This is a genomic window from Shewanella sp. MM_2022_3 (genome assembly GCF_022557375.1).
GTDB classification, from domain to species: domain Bacteria; phylum Pseudomonadota; class Gammaproteobacteria; order Enterobacterales; family Shewanellaceae; genus Shewanella; species Shewanella xiamenensis.
The window spans coordinates 46,790-68,930 of record NZ_JAKZGV010000011.1; the positions used below are offsets into that span (position 1 = coordinate 46,790).

The 22,141-nt window shown below is 45.7% G+C and carries 20 protein-coding genes and 2 tRNA genes; all 22 read left to right on the plus strand.

Annotated elements, in window-relative coordinates; genetic code table 11:
* Positions 1-106: 106 nt before the first annotated feature.
* The 22 genes from orn (at position 107) to MMG82_RS08870 (ending at position 22,020) form a co-directional block, all read left to right on the plus strand.
* On the plus strand, positions 107-652 hold the full coding sequence (orn, locus tag MMG82_RS08765) for an oligoribonuclease (RefSeq protein WP_011621392.1): 546 nt from the start codon (positions 107-109) through the stop codon (positions 650-652).
* 109 nt (positions 653-761) lie between these two features.
* A tRNA-Gly gene (locus tag MMG82_RS08770) sits at positions 762-837 on the plus strand.
* A gap of 32 nt (positions 838-869) precedes the next feature.
* Positions 870-945, plus strand: a tRNA-Gly gene (locus tag MMG82_RS08775).
* A gap of 561 nt (positions 946-1,506) precedes the next feature.
* Positions 1,507-1,962 (plus strand): hypothetical protein, encoded by a 456-nt coding sequence (locus tag MMG82_RS08780; RefSeq protein ID WP_240292544.1) that lies wholly within the window; start codon positions 1,507-1,509, stop codon positions 1,960-1,962.
* 260 nt (positions 1,963-2,222) lie between these two features.
* Complete coding sequence (locus MMG82_RS08785) at positions 2,223-3,722, plus strand: bifunctional ADP-dependent NAD(P)H-hydrate dehydratase/NAD(P)H-hydrate epimerase (RefSeq protein ID WP_047539754.1); 1,500 nt, start codon at positions 2,223-2,225, stop codon at positions 3,720-3,722.
* Between the two features lie 80 nt (positions 3,723-3,802).
* Entirely contained in the window at positions 3,803-4,267 is a 465-nt protein-coding gene (gene tsaE / locus MMG82_RS08790; protein ID WP_037414194.1) for a tRNA (adenosine(37)-N6)-threonylcarbamoyltransferase complex ATPase subunit type 1 TsaE, read from the plus strand.
* A gap of 8 nt (positions 4,268-4,275) precedes the next feature.
* Positions 4,276-5,667 (plus strand): N-acetylmuramoyl-L-alanine amidase, encoded by a 1,392-nt coding sequence (locus MMG82_RS08795; RefSeq protein WP_047539756.1) that lies wholly within the window; start codon positions 4,276-4,278, stop codon positions 5,665-5,667.
* Between the two features lie 14 nt (positions 5,668-5,681).
* Positions 5,682-7,592 (plus strand): DNA mismatch repair endonuclease MutL, encoded by a 1,911-nt coding sequence (mutL, locus tag MMG82_RS08800; protein ID WP_047539758.1) that lies wholly within the window; start codon positions 5,682-5,684, stop codon positions 7,590-7,592.
* A complete protein-coding gene (gene miaA / locus MMG82_RS08805) occupies positions 7,585-8,511 on the plus strand; it encodes a tRNA (adenosine(37)-N6)-dimethylallyltransferase MiaA (RefSeq protein ID WP_241406760.1) in 927 nt (308 codons plus the stop codon). Before mutL ends, miaA begins: the two co-directional genes overlap by 8 nt.
* A 92-nt stretch (positions 8,512-8,603) precedes the next feature.
* Positions 8,604-8,876, plus strand: coding sequence for an RNA chaperone Hfq (gene hfq, locus MMG82_RS08810; protein WP_011070934.1), 273 nt, complete (start codon positions 8,604-8,606; stop codon positions 8,874-8,876).
* A 23-nt stretch (positions 8,877-8,899) separates the two neighbouring features.
* Positions 8,900-10,207: a ribosome rescue GTPase HflX gene (hflX, locus tag MMG82_RS08815; RefSeq protein WP_047539763.1), complete on the plus strand. Its 1,308-nt coding sequence runs from the start codon at positions 8,900-8,902 to the stop codon at positions 10,205-10,207.
* Positions 10,208-10,243: 36 nt separating this feature from the next.
* A complete protein-coding gene (gene hflK / locus MMG82_RS08820) occupies positions 10,244-11,389 on the plus strand; it encodes an FtsH protease activity modulator HflK (protein ID WP_037414184.1) in 1,146 nt (381 codons plus the stop codon).
* A 3-nt stretch (positions 11,390-11,392) separates the two neighbouring features.
* Positions 11,393-12,286: a protease modulator HflC gene (gene hflC, locus MMG82_RS08825; protein WP_037414182.1), complete on the plus strand. Its 894-nt coding sequence runs from the start codon at positions 11,393-11,395 to the stop codon at positions 12,284-12,286.
* 370 nt (positions 12,287-12,656) lie between these two features.
* Positions 12,657-13,247 (plus strand): ubiquinol-cytochrome c reductase iron-sulfur subunit, encoded by a 591-nt coding sequence (gene petA / locus MMG82_RS08830; protein ID WP_037414180.1) that lies wholly within the window; start codon positions 12,657-12,659, stop codon positions 13,245-13,247.
* Entirely contained in the window at positions 13,247-14,461 is a 1,215-nt protein-coding gene (locus MMG82_RS08835) for a cytochrome bc complex cytochrome b subunit (RefSeq protein WP_011715793.1), read from the plus strand. Before petA ends, MMG82_RS08835 begins: the two co-directional genes overlap by 1 nt.
* Positions 14,461-15,159, plus strand: a complete 699-nt coding sequence (locus tag MMG82_RS08840; protein WP_037426994.1) for a cytochrome c1 — start codon at positions 14,461-14,463, stop codon at positions 15,157-15,159. The genes MMG82_RS08835 and MMG82_RS08840 overlap by 1 nt, the downstream gene beginning before the upstream one ends.
* 96 nt (positions 15,160-15,255) lie before the next feature.
* The gene (sspA, locus tag MMG82_RS08845; RefSeq protein WP_037414175.1) at positions 15,256-15,885 is read left to right on the plus strand and encodes a stringent starvation protein SspA; all 630 of its coding nucleotides are present in this window, start codon (positions 15,256-15,258) and stop codon (positions 15,883-15,885) included.
* Positions 15,885-16,322 carry a ClpXP protease specificity-enhancing factor gene (locus tag MMG82_RS08850; protein ID WP_037414173.1) on the plus strand — a complete coding sequence of 146 codons (438 nt, stop codon included), beginning with the start codon at positions 15,885-15,887 and terminating at the stop codon, positions 16,320-16,322. Before sspA ends, MMG82_RS08850 begins: the two co-directional genes overlap by 1 nt.
* Positions 16,323-16,476: 154 nt before the next feature.
* Positions 16,477-17,052, plus strand: a complete 576-nt coding sequence (locus tag MMG82_RS08855) for an aminodeoxychorismate/anthranilate synthase component II (protein WP_169548612.1) — start codon at positions 16,477-16,479, stop codon at positions 17,050-17,052.
* Positions 17,053-17,227: 175 nt separating this feature from the next.
* A complete protein-coding gene (locus tag MMG82_RS08860) occupies positions 17,228-19,708 on the plus strand; it encodes a prolyl oligopeptidase family serine peptidase (RefSeq protein WP_172591230.1) in 2,481 nt (826 codons plus the stop codon).
* Positions 19,709-19,907: 199 nt separating this feature from the next.
* Positions 19,908-21,053 carry an HDOD domain-containing protein gene (locus MMG82_RS08865; protein ID WP_241406761.1) on the plus strand — a complete coding sequence of 382 codons (1,146 nt, stop codon included), beginning with the start codon at positions 19,908-19,910 and terminating at the stop codon, positions 21,051-21,053.
* Positions 21,054-21,108: 55 nt separating this feature from the next.
* On the plus strand, positions 21,109-22,020 hold the full coding sequence (locus MMG82_RS08870) for an alpha/beta hydrolase (protein ID WP_037427002.1): 912 nt from the start codon (positions 21,109-21,111) through the stop codon (positions 22,018-22,020).
* Positions 22,021-22,141: the final 121 nt, after the last annotated feature.

Consider the following 22,141-nt stretch of genomic DNA (forward strand, 5'->3'; position numbering starts at 1 on the left):
GTCTTCGTCAATTAGGTGATATTTTGTGTTTGAAAAAAGCAGTATGATACACGCTCTTGAATAAAAAAGCCTGAATTTAGGCTAACTGACATGATAAGGCGCAATTATGGCGGCAGACGCAAATAATCTCATTTGGATCGATCTCGAAATGACTGGGTTAGAACCCGATGTCGATAGGGTCATTGAAATTGCTACCTTAGTAACAGACCAAGAACTCAATATTATCGGTCAGGGGCCAGTGATTGCTATTCATCAATCGGATGAAGTACTGGCGGCCATGGATGATTGGAACCAAAAACATCACGGTGAATCGGGTCTCATCGATAGAGTGCGTGCCAGCCAAGTGAACGAAGCGCAGGCTGTTGCACAAACCATCGCATTTTTAGAGCAATACGTGCCTAAGGGTGCCTCGCCTATGTGTGGTAACAGCGTGGGGCAGGACCGTCGCTTCTTAAATCGTTATATGCGTGAATTGGAGGATTACTTCCATTATCGCAATCTAGACGTAAGCACGGTTAAGGAGCTAGTGAAGCGTTGGAGCCCTGAAACTATGGCCGGTTTCAAAAAGCAAAACACTCATCAAGCGCTGCAAGATATCCAAGAGTCGATCGCTGAATTACAGTATTACCGCAGCAAAGTATTTAAAATTTGACCGATCAGCAGATAAATCTGCAAGAAGGGGTTGCAGCCGCATAAATTTTTCATATAATGCGGCCTCAACTTTTTGATGCGGGCATGATTGTCTAGTCAAATAAGTAAAGGCGACATTAGCTCAGTTGGTAGAGCGATACCTTGCCAAGGTATAGGTCATCGGTTCGAACCCGATATGTCGCTCCAATTTCAGACGGTTACAGTCTTAAAATGTAAATGCGACATTAGCTCAGTTGGTAGAGCGATACCTTGCCAAGGTATAGGTCATCGGTTCGAACCCGATATGTCGCTCCAATTTTCTAAATCTCCCCATAATCAAGTACTCAATTTGCATTAGCTCAGTTGTGCTTTTGATATTGCGATACCTTTCTTTTTCAAGGTATAGGTCATCGGTTCGAACCTGATATGTCGCTCCAATTTTTCTCGTCAGTCTCCCCATAAAATCTTCATCATTTCAAACTAAGTTATCGCAACTGACATAGCGCTATTTTACTTTTCTGTACACTTAACATGTCTGTTCCGTTGTTGATTATTCCATGCATTTTTTGAGCACGTTCATCGCTGCAATTTATTAACCTTTGTTTTCATGGTTATTTTTAATACTAATGCGGTTAAGTGTTGCAGGATTTGCCTGCTCTGCGGCTGTTGTCGATGATGTTTTCTATTTTGTAAAAAATAAAACAGCAAGGTTAATGCGTGATCTGCACCTTGTTTCTTCAAGATTTCCTAAATTAGACGGCGTTGCGAAAGTTAAATTATGACCTTGCTCAAATATTCGTAACGCTTTTACTTACATAATGAATCCAGACAAAGTTAATAGCGCCAAGTAGTTGGCTTAACACTGGAGTGCATTATATGCGTATTCAACAATTACGTGATTTACTTGAGTATGTGGCGAACTGCCGCTTAGATATGGCGCAACTCTATGGCCGACTGAACAATTATGCTGACTCCGCTCGAGTAAAGATGATGCTGGAGTATTTTGAATCTCATCAAAAGCATGTCGCTGAAAAATTGCGTGATTATATGGATGAGGCGCCAGCGAGGGTACTCGATACTTGGTATAAAGACTTTGTGTTTGAAGATTTTACTAAGCGTTGCCAAGATACCATGTTACCCGCCAATATGAACGAAGATGATGTGTTGAATTTACATCTCGACCTAGAAAATCGTTTGATTGGTTTATTGGAAAAAACCGTCAACTCAACCACCGCTGAAGATGCGCGTGCGGCATTAGAAGGCTTAATTCGAGTTGAGAAAACTCAACAGCAACGATTAGTTCACAGCACTATCCGGATGGACGATATTTAACCTATCGATACCTCATCTGTGTTCGTGTAAACACCGAAAGCCAGCTAAATGCTGGCTTTGTTGTTTTTGGATGATAAGTGTTATCCATATTCACTGCTTTTTGCATGGCATCTGATTTACGTCATAACTTTTCTCGAAGCTTTTTGCTACTTTCTTGATCTCATTAGTTGATTTGACCATTAACTGTTTAGTGTTCATCCATAGCGATGGTCGATTAGATGAGTCACCCTTTTGTTATTTTGTCGCGCAGGAGATCCTCTATGGCACAAGATTTATCGAGTTTACCCACAGCGCTTTATACGCAAGAGCAGGTGCGAGCTGCTGAACTGCTCGCAGTTTCAGAAGGGGAAGCTACGTTGTATCAATTAGTTGAACGTGCTGGATGCGCAGCGTTTAACTATTTAACAGAGCAGATAGTGCGCCAGCCTAAGCTTGGGGCTATGCCATTATTGGTACTCGCAGGTAATGGTAATAACGGTGCCGATGCCCTCGTTTGTGCTCGACTAGCTCTAGAAGCAGGACATAAGGTTCACGTTTTTTTACTAAAGACCAAGGGTACGCCAGAATTTGAACAAGCGCTTTCTGCTTACCTTAATCAAGGTGGGATAGTCGATTCTCCTAATATTGATGCGATCTTACAGGCGCCAATCCTTATCGACGGATTGCTGGGGACTGGCGTTCAGGGCGCGGTGCGAGAACAGGTTGCAGCGCTTATCCATGCGATTAATCAGAGTAATGCTTGGGTGCTTAGTTTGGATCTCCCCTCGGGGATCTTGGCCGATACCGGTGTTGTCGCTCAAGTCGCAGTGATGGCGGATGCGACTTTATGCTTTGGCGGTTTAAAACAAGGCCTACTCACCAGTAAGGCAAGACATCACTGCGGTCATCTTGCTTTTGCCGATTTGGGATTAACTCCTTTTTTTAATGGTGAAAGCGCGACTCGAGTGGGTGGTGAAATCCTAAAAAGCTATTTTGCCGCCAGAGCAAGGGATAGCCACAAAGGTCAATCGGGTAAAGTGACCCTGATTGGTGGTGACTTTGGCATGGCTGGGGCGATTCGACTTGCCAGTGAAGCTTGTTTGCGTGCGGGGGCTGGATTAGTCACAGTGATCAGTCGGCCTGAGCACCAACTTACGGTAAATGTATCTCGACCTGAGTTAATGTTTTGGGGTTGTGAGCTAGTCGATATGGAGGTGTATCTGCGCCTTGGTTGGGCACAGGTGGTTGTACTTGGCCCTGGGTTAGGTAAACACGATTGGGGTTATAACTTGTTTAAAGCCGCGGGGTTAAGCGATAAACCCTGTGTACTCGATGCCGATGCATTGAATTTACTCAGTCAAGAACCGCGCAGACAAACTAACTGGGTACTCACGCCCCATCCGGGAGAGGCCGCACGACTGTTGGGATGCAGTGTCGCTGATATTGAGCATGATCGATTCGCAGCCGTGCGTGCTTTGCAGCAAAAATACGGTGGAGTTGTGCTGCTTAAAGGGGCTGGAACCATCATTTTTGATGGAAAACAGATGGTCGTGGCGCCAGTTGGTAATCCAGGTCTTGCGAGTGGTGGGTGCGGTGATGTGTTATCTGGTATTATAGGCGCCCTTATGGCTCAAGGTATGGATAATATGCAGGCGACAGTTGTTGGCGTTGTCGTTCATGGTTGCGCGGCGGATCTTGCTGCGGTTCAAGGTGAACGTGGCATGTTAGCCAGCGATTTGATGCCTTTTATTCGCCAATTAGTAAATAGTGATTTACTCTAGGCGCTGTAAAATTTAAGCGCGTGTGGACTGCCGCGCTTAAATTGCCTCCTTAATCGATAACGGCAGTGATATAAGCGGACATGACAGAGACAGAGTTAACCTTTCAATTACATAATGAAGACGAGACTATTGCGGTTGGGCAAAAATTGGCTCGCCATATTCAAGCGCCTTTGACTCTGTATTTAACGGGGGATTTGGGGGCGGGTAAAACCACTCTGAGCCGCGGTTTGATTCAAGGATTAGGACATAAAGGTGCAGTCAAAAGCCCAACTTACACTTTAGTTGAACCTTATGAGCTCGACGGTGTCGAAGTTTATCATTTTGATTTGTATCGTTTAAACGATCCCGAAGAGTTAGAGTTTATGGGGATCCGTGATTACTTTACCCAGAGCAGCCTCTGTATCGTAGAATGGCCTGACAAAGGTGAAGGGTTGTTACCCGATGCTGATATCCACCTACATTTAAAATATTTTAACCAAGGACGTGAAATCCATATTCGAGCCTTAACCGAATCAGGTAAAACGCTATTAGCCGCGATAAAATAAAAACAAAGATGACTAAAAATAAGTATTACTTTCAAAGAATTATTCTTTTTTTATGCGCGTTTTTTGCTGTTGCAGCCCACGCGGCCAACCAGCTCGAAGGTGTGCGTATTTGGGCAGCACCCGAGTCGACACGAATTGTGTTCGATTTGAGTGAGGTGCCCAATTACAGTTATTTTTCCCTCGATGGTCCTCATCGTTTAGTGGTCGATCTAAAAAAGGCATCAACTAAACTGAGCCTGAAAAATATCGATAACAACAGTAAGTTAGTCAAAGGCATACGAGTCAGCAAATCTCCGACGAAAGGCGATTTACGTCTGGTTATTGATTTAGTTAAACCCTTAAATACGAACTTATTTTCGTTACCCGTGACGGCCCCTTATGGTAATCGGCTTGTGGTTGACCTAGAGGATAAAACTGTGACGGCTTCGCCGTCAGTCACGAGTTCAACTTCAGTTAAAAAATCCGTTAATCAAAGTGTGCCATCTTCCCGCGATATTGTTATCGCGATTGATGCTGGGCATGGTGGTGATGATCCCGGCTCGATTGGACCATCCGGTCTCTATGAGAAAAAAGTCGTGTTCGAAATTGCAAAACGGTTATCGAGCAAAATTAACGACACACCTGGAATGCGTGCAGTGATGATCCGCACTGGTGATTACTTTGTGAATTTGAATAAACGCTCTGAACTTGCTCGTAACAGTAAAGCAGATTTGCTGATCTCTATTCATGCGGATGCTTTTACATCACCCAATCCACGAGGTGCATCTGTGTGGGTATTGTCGATGCGCCGTGCAAACAGTGAAATTGGTCGTTGGTTAGAACAAAAAGAGAAACACTCAGAGTTGCTGGGTGGTGCTGGGGAAATTATTCAAAATACTGATAATGAACAGTATCTTGCTATGACCTTACTCGACATGTCTATGAACAGCTCTATGGCCATTGGTCACTCGGTTGCTGGGGATATTTTAAAAGATTTAGGTGCAGTGACGGAGCTGCATAAGAATCGTCCTGAATCAGCCAGTTTTGCAGTGTTAAAGTCTCCTGATATTCCGTCAATCTTGGTGGAAACGGGCTTTATCTCGAATCCGAAAGAAGAACGTTTGCTGAGCAGCAACCGTCATCAAGAGAGTATTGCCACTGCGATTTACAAGGGCGTTAATCGTTATTTCCAAAACAACCCACCGGCTGATACCTTATTGGCCAAGCGCAATCATGGAAGTTCAACGGCGCCATCAAGTACAAAATCTGCGGGAAATATTAAGCATAAGGTGAGTCGGGGGGAGTCGCTTTCTGCTATTGCCCAGCGCTATAAAGTCCCGATGGCTAGCATTATACGTGCTAATGGCATGAAGACTGATGTGGTACAGCTTGGGCAGACACTCGTGATTCCTGAGAGCTAAATAGGATGAAGTCTATGGGGATCCAGATCCTTCCGCCGCAATTGGCGAACCAAATCGCCGCTGGCGAAGTTGTCGAAAGACCGGCCTCAGTGGTGAAAGAACTCGTTGAGAACAGCTTAGATGCTGGCGCAACCCGTATCGATATCGAAATCGATAAGGGCGGCAGTAAGCTGATTAAGATCCGTGACAATGGTTCGGGGATCCCAAAGGATGAATTAGCCTTGGCGTTGTCGCGCCATGCCACCTCGAAACTGCATTCCCTCGACGATCTTGAAGCTATCCTCAGCTTTGGCTTTCGCGGTGAGGCTTTAGCAAGTATCAGCTCCGTCTCCCGTTTAACCTTAACGTCGCGCACTGCTGAGCAAACCGAAGCGTGGCAAGCTTACGCTGAAGGCGTCGATATGGCTGTTAAAGTCATGCCTGCGGCGCATCCGGTGGGTTCAACCATTGAAGTCGTTGATCTATTTTTTAATACTCCGGCGCGTCGACGCTTTTTAAAAAGTGACAAAACCGAATTTACCCATATTGATGAATGGTTAAAGCGAATTGCTTTGGTGCGGGGGGATATCCATTTTACCCTGACACACAATGGTAAAACCGTGCGCAATTATCGCCCGGCGATGAATGAGTCACAATATTTACAACGACTGACCCAGGTTGCGGGCCGGCCGTTTGCCGATCAAGCACTTAGAATCGAATGTCAACACGATGATTTACGTTTAAGTGGTTATCTGCAATCGCCTTGGTCAACCGTGCAGACCGATACTCATTACTTTTATGTGAATGGCCGTCTAGTGCGCGATCGTTTAGTTAATCATGCGGTACGTCAAGCATTTGCACAAAAGGCCGAAGTAGAACAACCCGGCTATGTGCTGATGCTGGATATTGATCCTCATCAGGTGGATGTGAACGTGCATCCAGCAAAACATGAAGTGCGGTTCCATCAAAGCCGTTATGTGCATGATTATATTTTGCAGGCACTGCAATCGGCGTTAGAAGAAGCCGGAGAGCTTAGTTTTGAACGTCCTTTCGAGCTGGGTTCGCCCCAAGTGGAGGATGATGTTTCAGAACCCAAGTCTGAACATACTGCCTTCGAGCTGCAATCTCCGAAAGCTAACTTAGCTTGGACTAATACTCCTCAACCTGAAAATTATCGAGGGAGTCAAGTCGATACGCCTGTTGGTGAGTCTCGTGCTCGAGATATTGCCACCGTACGGGCGGGGACTATGGTGCAGAGCAATGCCTATGGAAGCATGGAGGTACCTAGGGAGTCACGCAGTAGTTCGGCTGGAGAAAGCCGTGCAAGAGCTGAGCTGCCTTCTAAGACAGCGATTGCCAGTTATGGTGCATTACTGCAGACCCCATCTTACAACGTACAGGACAAGGCTTATCAAGCTGTTTTACCTATGCCATCGATACTAGATGGACAATTTTGGGTATTTAGTGATGGGCCAAAATTAAGTTTATTACGTATTGAGTCTGCAGCATTAGCAGTCCGTAGCCATGAGATTGAAATAAAACTGGCTACAGGGTTGATTGGGCAGCCTTTATTGATGCCAGTATCGGTCGCCGCTGATCCTGATTGGGCAGCGTTACTCGAAGAGCATGCAACACTTATCCGTCAACTTGGTTTAGAGCTAACAATTCGTTACCAGCAGTTGATTATTAAAAAAGTGCCCCCATATCTGAGGGACTGTCAGTTAGCGAAGGTCATTCCTGAGTGGTTACAATCGCTACGTTTTGAAGCGCCAGCACCCAATGCATTAGCGTTATGGCTGGCAGAGCAAAGCCTAACTGGATTTATCTCGGCACCCGATATTTGGGCCGCTTATTGTCAGTTAACGGAAGATAAAAGGCAGAAAATTGCCAGTAAAGCAGTATCCTTACCTTGGCAATCGTGGCTAGAAGAGCAAGCAATTGAATAAAGAATTACAGCCTAAAGTGGTTTTTTTGATGGGGCCAACGGCGTCAGGAAAAACGGCTTTAGCTCTCGAATTAGCCGAAAAGCATAATTGCGAAATTATCTCGGTTGATTCAGCATTAATCTATCGCGGCATGGATATCGGCAGTGCTAAGCCCTCTGCCGAGGAATTAGTGCGAGGTCCGCATCGTTTGATTGATATTCGCGATCCGAGTGAAAGTTATTCGGCTGCCGATTTTAGAGCCGATGCGCTGCGCGAGATTGAACAAATTATCAGCATGGGCAAGACCCCTTTATTAGTGGGCGGAACCATGATGTATTTTAAGGCTCTATTAGAGGGATTATCGCCGCTACCCAGTGCTGATGAGGCTATTCGCGCCGATATTCAAGCTGAGGCGGATATAAACGGATGGGAAGCGCTGCACGAGCAATTGAGGGAGATAGATCCCGTCTCTGCAGAAAGAATTCATCCTAATGATCCACAAAGGCTTTCAAGAGCGTTAGAAGTCTATAGAATAAGCGGTAAGAGTTTGACTGAGTTAACAATGACCAAGTCGGCTCCTTTACCCTATAATGTGGTGCAATTTGCCATTGCACCGCGAGAGCGTAAAGTATTGCATGCGTTAATCGGGCAGCGTTTTCGCATAATGTTAGAGCAAGGCTTTATTGATGAAGTCGTCCAGCTTAAAGCGAGAGGTGACTTGCATTTAGATTTACCCTCAATGCGTTGCGTGGGATATCGACAATGTTGGCAATATCTCGATGGTGAATTTGACTATGATACTATGGTCGAAAAAGCCGTTGCCGCTACTAGGCAATTAGCTAAGCGTCAATTAACATGGTTGCGTAGTTGGCCAGAGTTGAATTGGCTGGAAAGTGGTGCTGAGGGGAATTTAGTTACACTTATGCGTCAATGCCGCTAGCTTATTAGCCCTTGCTGTATAATACTAAAACTAAACAAAAAACTTCACTGATATCGATTTATTTTTATATAAATTAAAAAGGAAATAATAAAATGGCTAAGGGGCAATCTTTACAAGACCCATTTTTGAACGCACTACGCCGCGAGCGCGTTCCTGTATCTATTTACTTGGTAAACGGCATTAAACTCCAAGGACAGGTAGAGTCGTTTGATCAGTTTGTCATTCTGTTGAAAAACACAGTGAGCCAAATGGTTTACAAACACGCTATTTCTACTGTGGTTCCTGCTCGTCCATTTAACGTTGCTGGCCATCAAAATGCCCAGGGCGGTTATGGCGCGCAAGACGATATGCCAAGTGGCGAATAAAGTTTAGTTAAGGAGTTTGCTTCTTGTTTGATCGTTATGAGGCGGGAGAAACAGCGGTTCTTGTCCATATCGACTTTTCCGATGAGGAACGCCGAGAAGACTTAGTGGAGTTACAGCTATTAGTCGAATCAGCTGGAGCACGCTCAGTCGGGGTCATTACTGGAAGTCGACGCTCACCAGACCGTAAGTTTTTTATTGGTTCTGGTAAAGCCGAGGAGTTAGCCGCCTTAGTGGCAGCCACCGAGGCTAATGTGGTTATTTTCAATCACGCCTTGAGTCCAGCTCAGGAGCGAAATCTTGAACAGGTATGTCAGTGCCGAGTATTGGACAGGACATCACTGATCTTAGATATTTTCGCCCAAAGAGCTCGGACTCATGAAGGTAAGCTGCAGGTGGAGCTAGCGCAATTGCGCCACATGTCGACTCGCCTAGTGCGTGGTTGGACTCACCTTGAGCGCCAAAAGGGCGGTATTGGTTTACGTGGCCCAGGGGAAACCCAGCTCGAAACAGATAGGCGCTTGCTTCGGGGGCGCATTAAAAATATCAACAAACGCTTAGAGCGTGTTGATAAACAACGTGAGCAGAGTCGCCGCGCCCGTAAGCGTAGTGACATGCCAACCGTCTCATTAGTGGGTTATACCAACGCGGGCAAGTCGACGCTGTTTAATGCCTTAACCTCATCTGATGTTTATGCAGCTGACCAGCTATTTGCGACTCTTGACCCTACATTGAGAAAGTTAGATCTACCCGACGGTGCCGTAATTTTAGCGGACACTGTAGGTTTTATTCGTCATTTGCCACATGATCTCGTTGCTGCATTTAAAGCAACATTACAAGAGACGCGTCAAGCAGATTTGTTACTGCATATTGTTGATTGTGCAGATGAAAATATGGCGGATAATTTTGAGCAAGTGCAATCAGTGCTTAAAGATATCGATGCTGATAAAGTGATGCAATTGATTGTTTGCAATAAAATTGACTTGCTTGAAGATGTTACGCCGCGTATCGAATATGATGAACGCGGTAAGCCTGTACGAGTCTGGGTTTCGGCACAAAAGCGTTTGGGGTTTGATCTGCTCTTGAAGGCGATCACTGAGTTAATTGGTGAAGTTATTCATGAGTTTACACTTAAGATTCCGGCAACAGCTGGACATTATCTTGGCCAGTTTTATCGACTGGATGCGATACAGCAGAAAGAGTACGACGATCTGGGGAACTGTATTTTGTCTGTTCGTTTATCGGATGCCGATTGGCGCCGATTAGCTAAACAGAGTCAGGGTGAGTTAGAAACCTTTATCTACGATGCGTCGATAGAAAAGGCTGTTTGTTAATAATCTAATTTATTTCATCCACTTATGGAGTGCTAAATGGCTTGGAACGAGCCCGGTAACAAGGGTAATGATCCTTGGGGAAATAAAGGTGGTAACGACAAAGGACCACCGGACCTTGATGAGGTTTTTCGTAATCTTTCAAAACGCTTTGGCGGCAAAGGTAATGGCTCTTCTGGCCAAAACTTTAGTTCCTTTAGCTTAATCATCATTCTTGCCATCGCTTTTGTTGTTTGGGGACTTTCGGGTTTGTACACCATTAAAGAAGCTGAACGTGGCGTAGCGTTGCGTTTTGGTCAACATAATGGTGAGGTGGGACCGGGTCTTCACTGGAAACCAACGTTTATCGATGAAATTTATCCTGTTGACGTGCAATCAGTTCGCTCTGTGCCATCATCTGGCAGCATGCTAACTTCTGATGAAAACGTCGTGAAGGTTGAGCTAGACGTGCAATATCGTATTTCAGATGCGTATGCCTATCTTTTTAGTGCGGTAGACGCCAATGCCAGTTTACGTGAAGCCACTGACAGTGCGCTGCGCTATGTCATTGGTCACAACAAGATGGACGATATTCTGACCACAGGCCGTGATGCTATTCGTCGCGATACTTGGAAAGAATTAGAACGCATTCTTGAGCCGTACAAGTTGGGCTTGGCTATTGTTGACGTTAACTTCTTGCCAGCGCGTCCGCCTGAAGAGGTGAAAGATGCATTCGACGATGCCATTTCAGCGCAAGAAGACGAACAACGCTTTATTCGTGAGGCTGAAGCCTATGCCCGTGAGATTGAACCGAAAGCACGTGGTGAAGTCGAGCGCATGGCGCAACAAGCTAATGCTTATAAAGAACGTGAAATTTTAGAGGCGCGCGGTAAAGTGGCTCGTTTCGAGTTGCTCTTACCTGAATACCAAGCTGCACCTGAAGTGACCCGTAAGCGTTTGTATCTCGATGCAATGCAACAGGTGATGACTGACACTAACAAAGTCATTATCGATGCTAAAAACAACGGCAATTTAATGTATCTGCCACTAGACAAGTTAATGAAAGAGAAGCCTGCGACTATGCCAGACGTTGAGCCTAAACCTCAACAGAATGTCAATTCTTCATCTATTTCAACGACACGCATTGGTGAGCCTTTGAGTGAACGCCCATCTCGCGAGGAACGTGCTCGCCAGGGGAGGGAGTAATTCATGGGTAGATTAAGTATTGTTCTGATCGCCGTTATATTAGGCATTGGTTTGTCATCTGTGATGGTGGTTAACGAAGGCGAACGTGCGATTGTGGCGCGCTTTGGCGAAATCGTTAAAGATAAAGTTGATGGCAAACAAGTAACACGTGTTTTCGGCCCAGGTTTACACTTTAAAGTACCTGTGATCGATAAAGTGAAGTTGCTTGATGCGCGTATCCAAACCTTAGATGGTGCTGCAGATCGTTTCGTCACCTCTGAGAAAAAAGACTTAATGGTCGACTCCTATGTGAAGTGGCGTATTTTTGATTTCGAAAAATACTACCTCTCTACTAATGGGGGGATTAAATCGAATGCTGAGACCTTACTGCAACGTAAGATCAACAACGATTTACGTACCGAGTTTGGTCGTCGTACGATCAAAGAGATCGTTTCTGGGCAGCGTGATGAGTTACAAAATAACGCGTTAGCGAATGCTGCTGAGAGTGCTAAAGATTTAGGTATTGAGGTTGTTGACGTGCGTGTTAAGCAGATCAACCTACCCGCAAACGTGAGTAACAGTATTTACCAACGTATGCGCGCTGAGCGTCAAGCTGTGGCTAAAGAGCACCGTGCTCAAGGTAAAGAGCAATCTGAAATTATTCGCGCTACGATTGATGCCAATGTTACTGTTAAAATTGCGGAAGCAGAGCGTAAAGCCTTAACCATTCGTGGTGAAGGTGATGCATTAGCTGCAAAAATTTATTCGGATGCTTATAACAAAGATCCTGAATTTTTTAGCTTTTTGCGTAGTTTAGATGCTTATCGTGCGAGCTTCTCCGGAAGTTCAGACGTTATGGTGTTAGAGCCAGATAGCGAATTCTTCAAATACATGAAGAGTAGTGCTACTAAGAAATAAGCGATGCTAAATCGTTCAGAATGGGCCCCAATCACTGGGGCCCATTTTTTTATCCTAAATGAAAACAGTAAGTGACAAAGTGAGCGCTAAAATTACATTAGCAATGCATTGTTTATGCCTATCACACAGTCAATATGCTCAAAAAACAGTTCAAAACGATTAAAATTGCTTAACAGCTGTACTTTTTTTGCCCTTTTTTTAAAAAACTCGCAATCTCCCTAACTTACTTGCGTGTTTTCACTATGATCTGCTTCTAATTTTTAGCTATAATGAGCCCCGCTTCAAACTTCGATTTTTGCCCATGGTGATAACTAAGAGGCAAAAAGTCTTTGAAATATAAAAATTCCAACACCCTCTGGGAGATAAGTGGATGAGCAATGCGCCAGTCGATACCGGACGTCGCAGATTCCTGACAGCCGCAACCGCCGTAGTAGGTGGTGCTGGTGCCGTCGCTGTAGCGGTTCCTTTCATCAAGTCATGGAATCCGAGTGCCAAAGCGAAAGCTGCAGGTGCACCGGTCGAAGTAAATATCAGTAAAGTAGAGCCAGGTCAGCTGATCCGTGTTGAATGGCGAGGAAAACCTGTATGGGTTGTTCGTCGCACTGAAGCTGTGATCAATGAACTGCCAACACACGACGATAAGTTAAGAGATCCAGCTTCTGCTGAAATGCAGCAGCCTGAATATGCAACAAATCCTCTGCGCTCAATCAAGCCAGAGTATTTTATTGCTGTCGGTATTTGTACCCACCTAGGATGTTCACCCACTTATTTGCCAGATTCATTTGCTGAGCAAGTTCAAGGTGTGACTTCTGGTTTCTTCTGCCCATGTCATGGTTCTAAGTTCGATATGGCGGGCCGCGTGTTCCAAGGCGTTCCAGCTCCATTGAACCTAGTTATCCCTCCACATCAATATGTTGATGATGGCACTGTTATCATCGGTGTAGATAAAGGAGTGGCGTAATGGTTAAGAATTTAATTAATTGGATTGATGCTCGGATCCCAATGACGGCGACGTATAATCGCCATGTGGGTCAGTATGCTACGCCAACTAACTTTAACTTTTGGTACTTCTTCGGTTCGCTAGCGATGTTGGTATTGGTTAACCAATTACTGACGGGTATCTGGTTAACGATGAACTATGTACCCACAGCAGAAGGTGCTTTCGCCTCTGTTGAATACATCATGCGTGACGTAGAGTACGGCTGGTTATTGCGTTATATGCACTCAACGGGTGCGTCTGCGTTCTTTGTGGTGATCTACTTACATATGTTCCGTGGTCTGATTTACGGTTCATATCAAAAGCCTAGAGAACTGCTGTGGCTATTCGGTATGTTGATTTTCCTCGTGCTGATGGCTGAAGCCTTTATGGGTTACTTGTTGCCATGGGGACAAATGTCTTACTGGGGGGCGCAGGTAATTATTTCTCTGTTCGGTGCTATCCCTGTTATCGGTGATGACTTAACTCTATGGATCCGTGGTGACTACGTGATCTCTGGCGCCACACTGAACCGTTTCTTTGCTCTGCACGTTATCGCACTGCCATTAGTGTTAGTGGTTTTAGTGTTCTTACACTTAATCGCTCTGCACGAAGTGGGTTCAAACAACCCAGACGGTATCGAAATCAAGAAGAACAAAGACGAGAATGGCTGGCCAGTTGATGGTATTCCATTCCACCCATACTACACAGTTAAAGACATTATGGGTGTTGCGGGCTTCCTGATTGTGTTCTGTTACGTGCTGTTCTTCATCCCTGAAGGCGGCGGTTACTTCCTTGAGAAGCCAAACTTTGAAGCGGCTAACCCAATGAAGACACCGGAGCACATTGCACCAGTATGGTACTTTACACCTTTCTACGCCATCTTACGTGCTGTTCCCGACAAATTGGGCGGTGTTGTAATGATGGGGCTGTCGATTGCAGTACTGTTCGTATTGCCTTGGTTAGACCGTTGTAAAGTGAAGTCAATTCGCTACCGCAGCACGCTGCACAAGTTGAACATCGCTCAGTTCGCTGTATCGTTCATCGTCTTAGGTTATTTAGGCGCTGTACCTGCAACACCAGAGCTGACTATTGTTGCACGTATCTTCACTGTGACGTATTTCGGCTACTTCTTATTACTGTGGTTATACAGCAAAAATGAGAAAACTAAGCCTGTTCCAGCGAGGTTGACACACTAATGAAAAAATTACTGATTGCATTAGTTACATTGATCCCGACGCTGGCAATGGCCGCGAGTGGACACAATGTACATTTAGAAAAAGCCAATGTTGATCTGCATGATAAGGCTTCTTTAGAGCGTGGTCTGGATATGTTCCAACACTATTGCTCTGGTTGTCACAGCACTCAGTATCAACGCTATGAGCGTGTGGCGAACGATCTCGGTATTTCTGCCGATGATATGCGTAGCAAGTACATGTTTACCGATGCCAAAATCGGTGAGCTGATGCAAAACGCGATTCCACACAAAGATGCGGCTAAGTGGTTCGGTGCAACTCCACCAGACTTAACCTTAGTAGCACGCGTTCGTGGCGAAGATTGGGTGTATTCATACCTCAAAGGCTTCTACAAAGACCCAAGCCGTCCATTCGGCGTAAACAACACTGTCTTCCCATCTGTGGGGATGCCACATGTTCTTGAAGAACTGCAAGGCACGCCTGTTAAGCAAGAAGATGGTACAATTGTGGTTTCTGGTGGTAAGTTAAATGCTGAAGAGTATGACCAAGCGGTACGTGATATCACTGGTTTCTTAGTTTATTCAGCTGAACCTGTTAAGTTAGAGCGTCAAGCTTTAGGTTGGTGGGTGCTCGGATTCCTGTTTATATTCTTTATTGTGGCCTACCTCTTGAAGAAAGAGTATTGGAAAGATGTACACTAGGCACCAATAACGGGTAAAATATAGTATCCGCATAGTGTAAACGGGGGGCTTTGCCCCTCGTTTACTTTTGTTTTATTTCGACTCTGGAGGGTATCAATGGCTGTTGCTGCCAACAAACGCTCTGTCATGACACTGTTTTCAGGTGCTGATGATCTTTATAGCCATCAAGTCCGTATCGTGTTAGCTGAGAAAGGGGTTACTGTTGATGTTTTACAGGTCGACCCTAATGAAATGCCTGAGGATTTACTCGAAGTAAATCCTTATAACTCAGTACCTACTTTATTAGATCGTGAGCTTGTACTCTATGAGTCACGCATCATTATGGAATACTTGGATGAGCGTTTCCCTCATCCACCCTTGATGCCTGTTTACCCTGTATCTCGTGGTCAAAGCCGCTTGATGATGCATCGTATCGATACTGATTGGTACTCACTCGTCGCACGTATTCGTAAAGGTGACCGCGCAGAGGCTGCTCGTAAAGAGTTGACTGAAAGTTTACTGTCAATCGCGCCAGTATTTGCTGAAATGCCTTACTTTATGAGTGAAGAATTTGGTTTAGCGGATTGTTACCTTGGCCCATTATTATGGCGTTTGCCTGTATTGGGTATTGAGTTAGACAGCCGCGTAGCAAAAGACATCAAAGCTTACATGACACGTATTTTTGAGCGTGAATCTTTTAAAGCTTCGTTGACTGAAGCTGAACGCGAAATGCGCATGGGTATGTAATGAAAGCGTTGACTCCAAATCGTCCTTATTTACTCAGGGCTTACTACGATTGGTTGATGGATAACCAATTAACACCTCACGTTGTGGTTGATGCCTTTGTCAAGGGCACTCAAGTACCGCAGCAATATGTGAAGGATGGCCAGATTGTATTAAATATCGCGGCTGGTGCAGTGGGCAATTTGCAAATTGGTAATGAATTTGTGGAGTTCAATGCGCGTTTTGGTGGTGTACCTCAGCAGGTATTATTGCCAATGGCTTCGATTGTGGCCATTTACGCTCGTGAAAATGGCGCTGGGACTGTCTTCGATATTGAAGATGCGTACTTAGTCGAAGAGGAAGCCGAATCGGCCTTGTCTATCATTGAGACAAAAGACAAGCCAACCGAACCAACGGATGAACCGCCTAAGCGTCGTAGCCATTTAACCTTAGTCAAATAAGTTACTTGTGCTCTGATCTATACTATGGGAAGCCAGTCAATTGACTGGCTTTTTGTTTTTTAATGCTTAATCCCAAGCTAGTGCTGTGGTAGCATTTGCGCCGCATTTCAGCCGTGGAGTGCATCGACTTCCCATTTGAGCCAATGGATTTTGTATGTTGCTAATGATCGACAATTACGACTCTTTTACCTTTAACTTAGTGCAGTATTTTCAGCAGTTAGGGCAAGAGATCGTGGTTAAACGCAATGATGAAATCAGCTTAGCGGAAATCGAGGCGCTATCGCCGAATCATTTAGTCATCTCACCTGGCCCTTGCTCACCTAACGAAGCGGGGATTTCCTTGGCAGCAATTGAGCATTTTGCTACTCGTTTACCGATCCTTGGCGTGTGCTTAGGACATCAAGCCATGGCGCAGGTGTTTGGGGCCAAAGTCGTGCGAGCACAGCGGGTGATGCACGGTAAAGTTAGCGAGATTACCCATACTGGTGAGCGCCTGTTTAAAGGGTTAAATCAGCCATTAACGGTAACTCGCTACCATTCATTACTGGTTGATACCATACCTGACGGTTTTGTGCTGGATGCTTGGTTTGATGACCCGAGCCATGGGCGCGAAATCATGGCCATGAGTCATAAAGAGTTGCCGCTCTTTGGTGTGCAATTTCACCCCGAGTCGATTCTCACCGAGCAAGGGCATGAATTGTTGGCAAATTTCTTATCTCAATCGGCTTAGGTTGAATCCAAAAAATCGATTTTGCTCTACTCTTTGTTACAAGATTTCTCCTTCATTTAAGCAAATATGTCGCTCAAGTGTGATATAACTGCCGCAAAACGATGCCTGCTCACGTACTCATGGAGTTAGCTCCAAAGTGTAACTAGGGCAGCGATAACAATAAAAGGAAGGACAAATGAACAGCGTAATGCGAAATTTGGGTTTAAGTGCGTTAGCCGTTGCGGTATTGACGAGTTGCGCCGCCACCTCAACCGAAACGGCAACTCCCGCGACCACACCACAGGCTTATCAAGTCCCTTTAGCTCAGCCTCCCCAAGTTTCACAACCGCTTACGCTGAATCAAATTATGGCGAACCCCGATTGGATGGGGATTTTCGCTAAGGAAGCCTACTGGAGCGATGACAGTCAGAGCGTTTTCTTTGCGCGCCAACCCAGTGCATCGCCATTACGGAATTATTATCAGCAGGGCATTAATGACAGCCGCGCCGTTGAACTGGCCATCGATAAGCTACATGCGGCTGATCAACAGTTTGGTGTGTTCGATAGCACTAAAGCTAACAAGGCGTATCTCTACCAAGGCAATATTTTTGTTAAGCATTTAAGCTCTGGCAAAATCACCCAGCTTACCCGCCAGCGCACTGCCATCAGTGGCCTGCGTTACCTTAACAATGGCGATATCGCCTATTGGCAAGGGGATAATGTTTTCCAAATCCATCAAGACAGTGGATTAGTGGAGCAGTTGGCTGAAATCAAAATGGCGAAAGCGCCTGAAGGTGTGAAAGAACCCAGCAGCTACTTAGCCAAGCAGCAGCACAGACTCATTCAATATGTGGCGTTGCAGCAGGAAAATGCCAAAGCCAAAGAACAGTTTAAGAACGAGCTGCAAAAGAGCGATCCGACCCTCGCCGCTAACACTTGGTATCTAGGTGATGCCGAGGTGGTGTCTGAGCTAAGTCTGTCGCCAGACGGTCGCTATCTGTTTGTAGCCCTAACCGATAAAAATTACACCGGCAGCAGTGAACACGACATCATGCCAAACTACCTCGGTAGCGAAGGCTATATCGACCCTGTGCCCGTGCGTGCCCGTGTCGCGGAAGATAATCCACCAGGACAGCGCTTTTTGGTGTTAGACCTCAATGAGCATAAACAGATCGATGTGACTATCGAAGGCTTAACTGGCTTCGATGAAGACGTTTTAGCTAAGGTTAAGAGTGAAAACGCTAAAGCAAAAGGTGAGTCATATCAAAGTACTAAGGCTCCACGTAAAATCCAGCTGATGCAGGATTGGGGCTGGACTCAAAGCGCGATTCAATGGCATGAGTCTGAGAACAAATTGGCTGTAATGGTCGAAGCGACCGATAACAAAGATCGTTGGATTGCCAGTGTCGATCTGGCAAAGGGCAAGTTTATCACCGAGCATCGTCTGCATGATGATGCTTGGGTGAACTACGACTATAACCAATTTGGCTGGTTACCCGGTACGGACAGTCTGTACTATCTCTCTGAAGAAACAGGTTATTCCCAGCTTTATATCAAGGCGAACGGTGAAAAGCCCCGCGCTTTGACCCAAGGTAAGTTTGTGGTGAGCGATATTACTCTATCGCCCGATGCAAACTACATCTACTACAAGGCTAACCAAAGCCACCCTGGTATTTACAATGTTCACCGTGTGAATATCGCCTCGGGCAAAAACGAGCAATTAACTCAGTGGGACGGTAATTTAGATTACAGCTTAAGCCCCGATGGCACTAAGTTGCTGCTGAATGCGTCTCGCCGTACAGAGCCAAATGAGCTTTATATTCAGCCGATTGGCGGTGAGTTAAAACAGCTCACGTCATACACCAGCGATGCCTTTAAGCAATATCCATGGCAAGCACCCGAAGTGGTTGCCGTTCCTTCAAACCATGGCGCTGGCCAAGTGTATGCGCGGGTTTATTTGCCGCAGGGTTATGACAAATCTCGCGCCGAAAAATATCCTGCCGTTGTCTTTAACCATGGTGCAGGTTACTTACAAAATGCCGATTATGGCTTTAGTGGTTACTTCCGTGAGTTTATGTTCCACAACCTACTGACTCAACAAGGCTATGTCGTGATGGACATGGATTACCGTGGTTCTAAAGGCTATGGTCGCGATTGGCGCACGGCGATTTATCGCAATATGGGGCATCCTGAAGTCGAAGATTTAAAAGATGGCGTGACTTGGATGGGCCAAAATGCCAACGTGGATATTAAGCGCGTCGGTACCTATGGCGGTTCTTACGGCGGTTTCTTAACCTTTATGTCCTTATTTACTGAGCCTGAATTATTCCAAGCAGGCGCAGCACTGCGCCCTGTGGCGGATTGGGCACATTACAACGCGCCATACACCTCCAATATTTTAAACACGCCGGATGTTGACCCTATCGCCTATGAGCGTAGTTCGCCCATTGAACATGCCCAAGGCTTGACTAAGCCATTACTGATCATGAGTGGCGTGATGGATGATAACGTGTTTTTCCAAGATAGCGTGCGCATGGTGCAGCATCTTATCGAGCTGGAAAAACCGATGTTCGAAACGGCGATTTATCCGGTTGAGCCCCACGGCTTCCGTCAGCCATCGAGCTGGTTAGACGAATATCGCCGTATTTACAAACTCTTTGAACAAGAGCTTAAGTAAATCTCGCGAAAGTATTAAGGCCTCAATATGAGGCCTTTTTGTTGCGTGGATTTCGGCGCGAGTGAATCTAATCAGGGTTGTAAAATAGTCACTTGTTTGCTTATTGCCAAGAGGTAACCTATATGCTGAAATTGCAATGTTTTTAACGATTTTAGCGTATGCGCGCCACTTAGCACGGGCGAGATAGGAAAGGTAAACTGTGGCGATATCGGTAGCGGGCGGCGTCAGACCTGGCAAAATTTTAGAGATAGAACATAGGCTCTATCAGCAACTTATTCTCGGTAAACAAAAAGCCAGTCCTACTCTATTGGATGATTTAGACCAAGAGCTTGAGGCTGATGCTAATAAACTCGATGTAGAGCGAGAGGCTATACTGTCACGGCTACTTAAACAAATTCAAGCTCGAGAAGTATTTGAGGCCATTTCAAAGCAACTCATTGAGACCGTGAATAATGCTATTGAGCATCAATTAGCTTCCCCTGAGTTAGTGCTAGCCAAGTCGGATATTAACGAATCGCAACTCCTGTTACTTGAATTACTGCTGGCTAAAAATCTTGATGCCACAAGATTAAGACCTTTAATCAGCAATTTAAGCTGGTTATGCCGCGATTTAACCAATATGGTTAATAGTCCTGCATTTCGGGCGCGCCGCCCGCAGAGTTCCGATGTACGCGTCACCGATATCAAATTAGTGATGAATTACATTGGCATCGAAAACCTGCGCACTATTATTCCTTATTTTTGCCTGCGTAATTGGCTGCCCAGTGGCAACGCTAAGTTACTCTGGACCACCCGCAAGTTGTGGCGCTATAGCATTGTCAGCGGAATAGCAGCGAATGCGTTAGCGCAGCTTCATAATACTGACTCAGCACTCGTCTATAGTGGTGCATTAATGAATCAGTTGGGCACTTCAGTCGTGCTGAGTCTTAGTGCGCGTTTATTTGATAAAACTTGGGGCAATTGGATCCGTGAGGCAAGCTCGAGTCGAGATAAAGAAGTGTACGATGCTGTAATTGCCACCGAATTCCCTGCTAAAGTGGTTTTTGAGCAAGTGTTAGCCCATGGACATAAGCTTAATTGGCAACTATTAGAGTTACTTAAGTTTGAACAGAGTCCATTAACTCAATTGCTTAAAGAGTTGGACCAAACCTTAACTTACCGCGAACTCTCGATGCCGGCCGCATTAGTGGCACGGGCGAATTGTTATGCTAAGGTGCTGTTGCTTGAAGAGATGCGCCAAATCGAGCCGCAGGAAAAACGCTTAATGTTCGATTATTACGAGCTCAGCGAGCAGGAAGTGCTGCGCCTAAAAGCACAAAATTATCGGAAGTTGGATCTGCTGTAATCTGCACGCCGTTCCCATCGGTGTCCAATTGCGGCACTGATGTGGAGGACGGAAAATGCCAAGCTGGCAAGCTTCTGTATTAAATACTATTTTATCCTATGTGGCACGGCCATCGATCAGCCGAGGTAAAGCCAAACTTCCCCTAAGCCAAGTACGGCAACGTTTATTAGAGCTGGATAAGCGCTGGTTGCCATGGCCTGAAAAGCTCGTTACTGCCTCAATTCCCTTACAACATTCCACACTACTGCATTACGTGCTGCTCGATGACACGCCGCGTTTGGGCAATCTATTTTACATTCGTGGCGGCGGATTCTGTTTTAAAACTCCCCATGCCCACGCAAGACTGGTGGCCGATATCAGCGAACGTTGTCGCCTTGATACGTTTATCCCTGATTATCGTTTAGCGCCGGAGCATCCGTATCCCGCGCCCTGTGACGATGTACTCGAGGCATACCTGCACTTAATTGAGTTGAAAGGGAGCGATAACCTAGTGCTGATGGGCGATTCTGCCGGCGGTAATTTAGCCTTAAGTCTGTTGCTCGAACTTAAAAAGCGCCATCTGCCCATGCCTAAAGCCTGTGTGTTGTTGTCACCCGCGCTGGATTTAGCGATTACCGGCGATACCGAGCTGATTTTAGGCGCGGATGATCCGTTCTTTACCATTGAGTCGCTATTGCGGCTGCGCGGGGCGTATCTTGCTGGGGCGAATCCTATGTCAGAACGGGTTTCACCTTTACAGGGGAACTTGGCAGACTTGCCACCACTCTTAGTGATTGCCGGTACGCGTGAGTTGCTTTTACAGGACTCAGAACGACTGGTTATGCAAGTTAAGGCCAGTGGTGGCGCGGTAGAATCGCGTTTTTATCACAACATGCCCCATGTTTTTCCCCTGTTCCATCTGTTGCCCGAAGCGCTTGAGGCGAGGGAACAAATTGCGGATTTTGTGCTTTCACAGCTGATTCGTTAAAATTGTGTAGTTATTCATATTCGGTGAATAGCTAGCAAAAATAGAGGTAAATAACTTTTTTTCTGACTAAATATGCTAAATGCCTCTGGCGTAAACGCTTGTATAGTTCTTAAACTGCAAT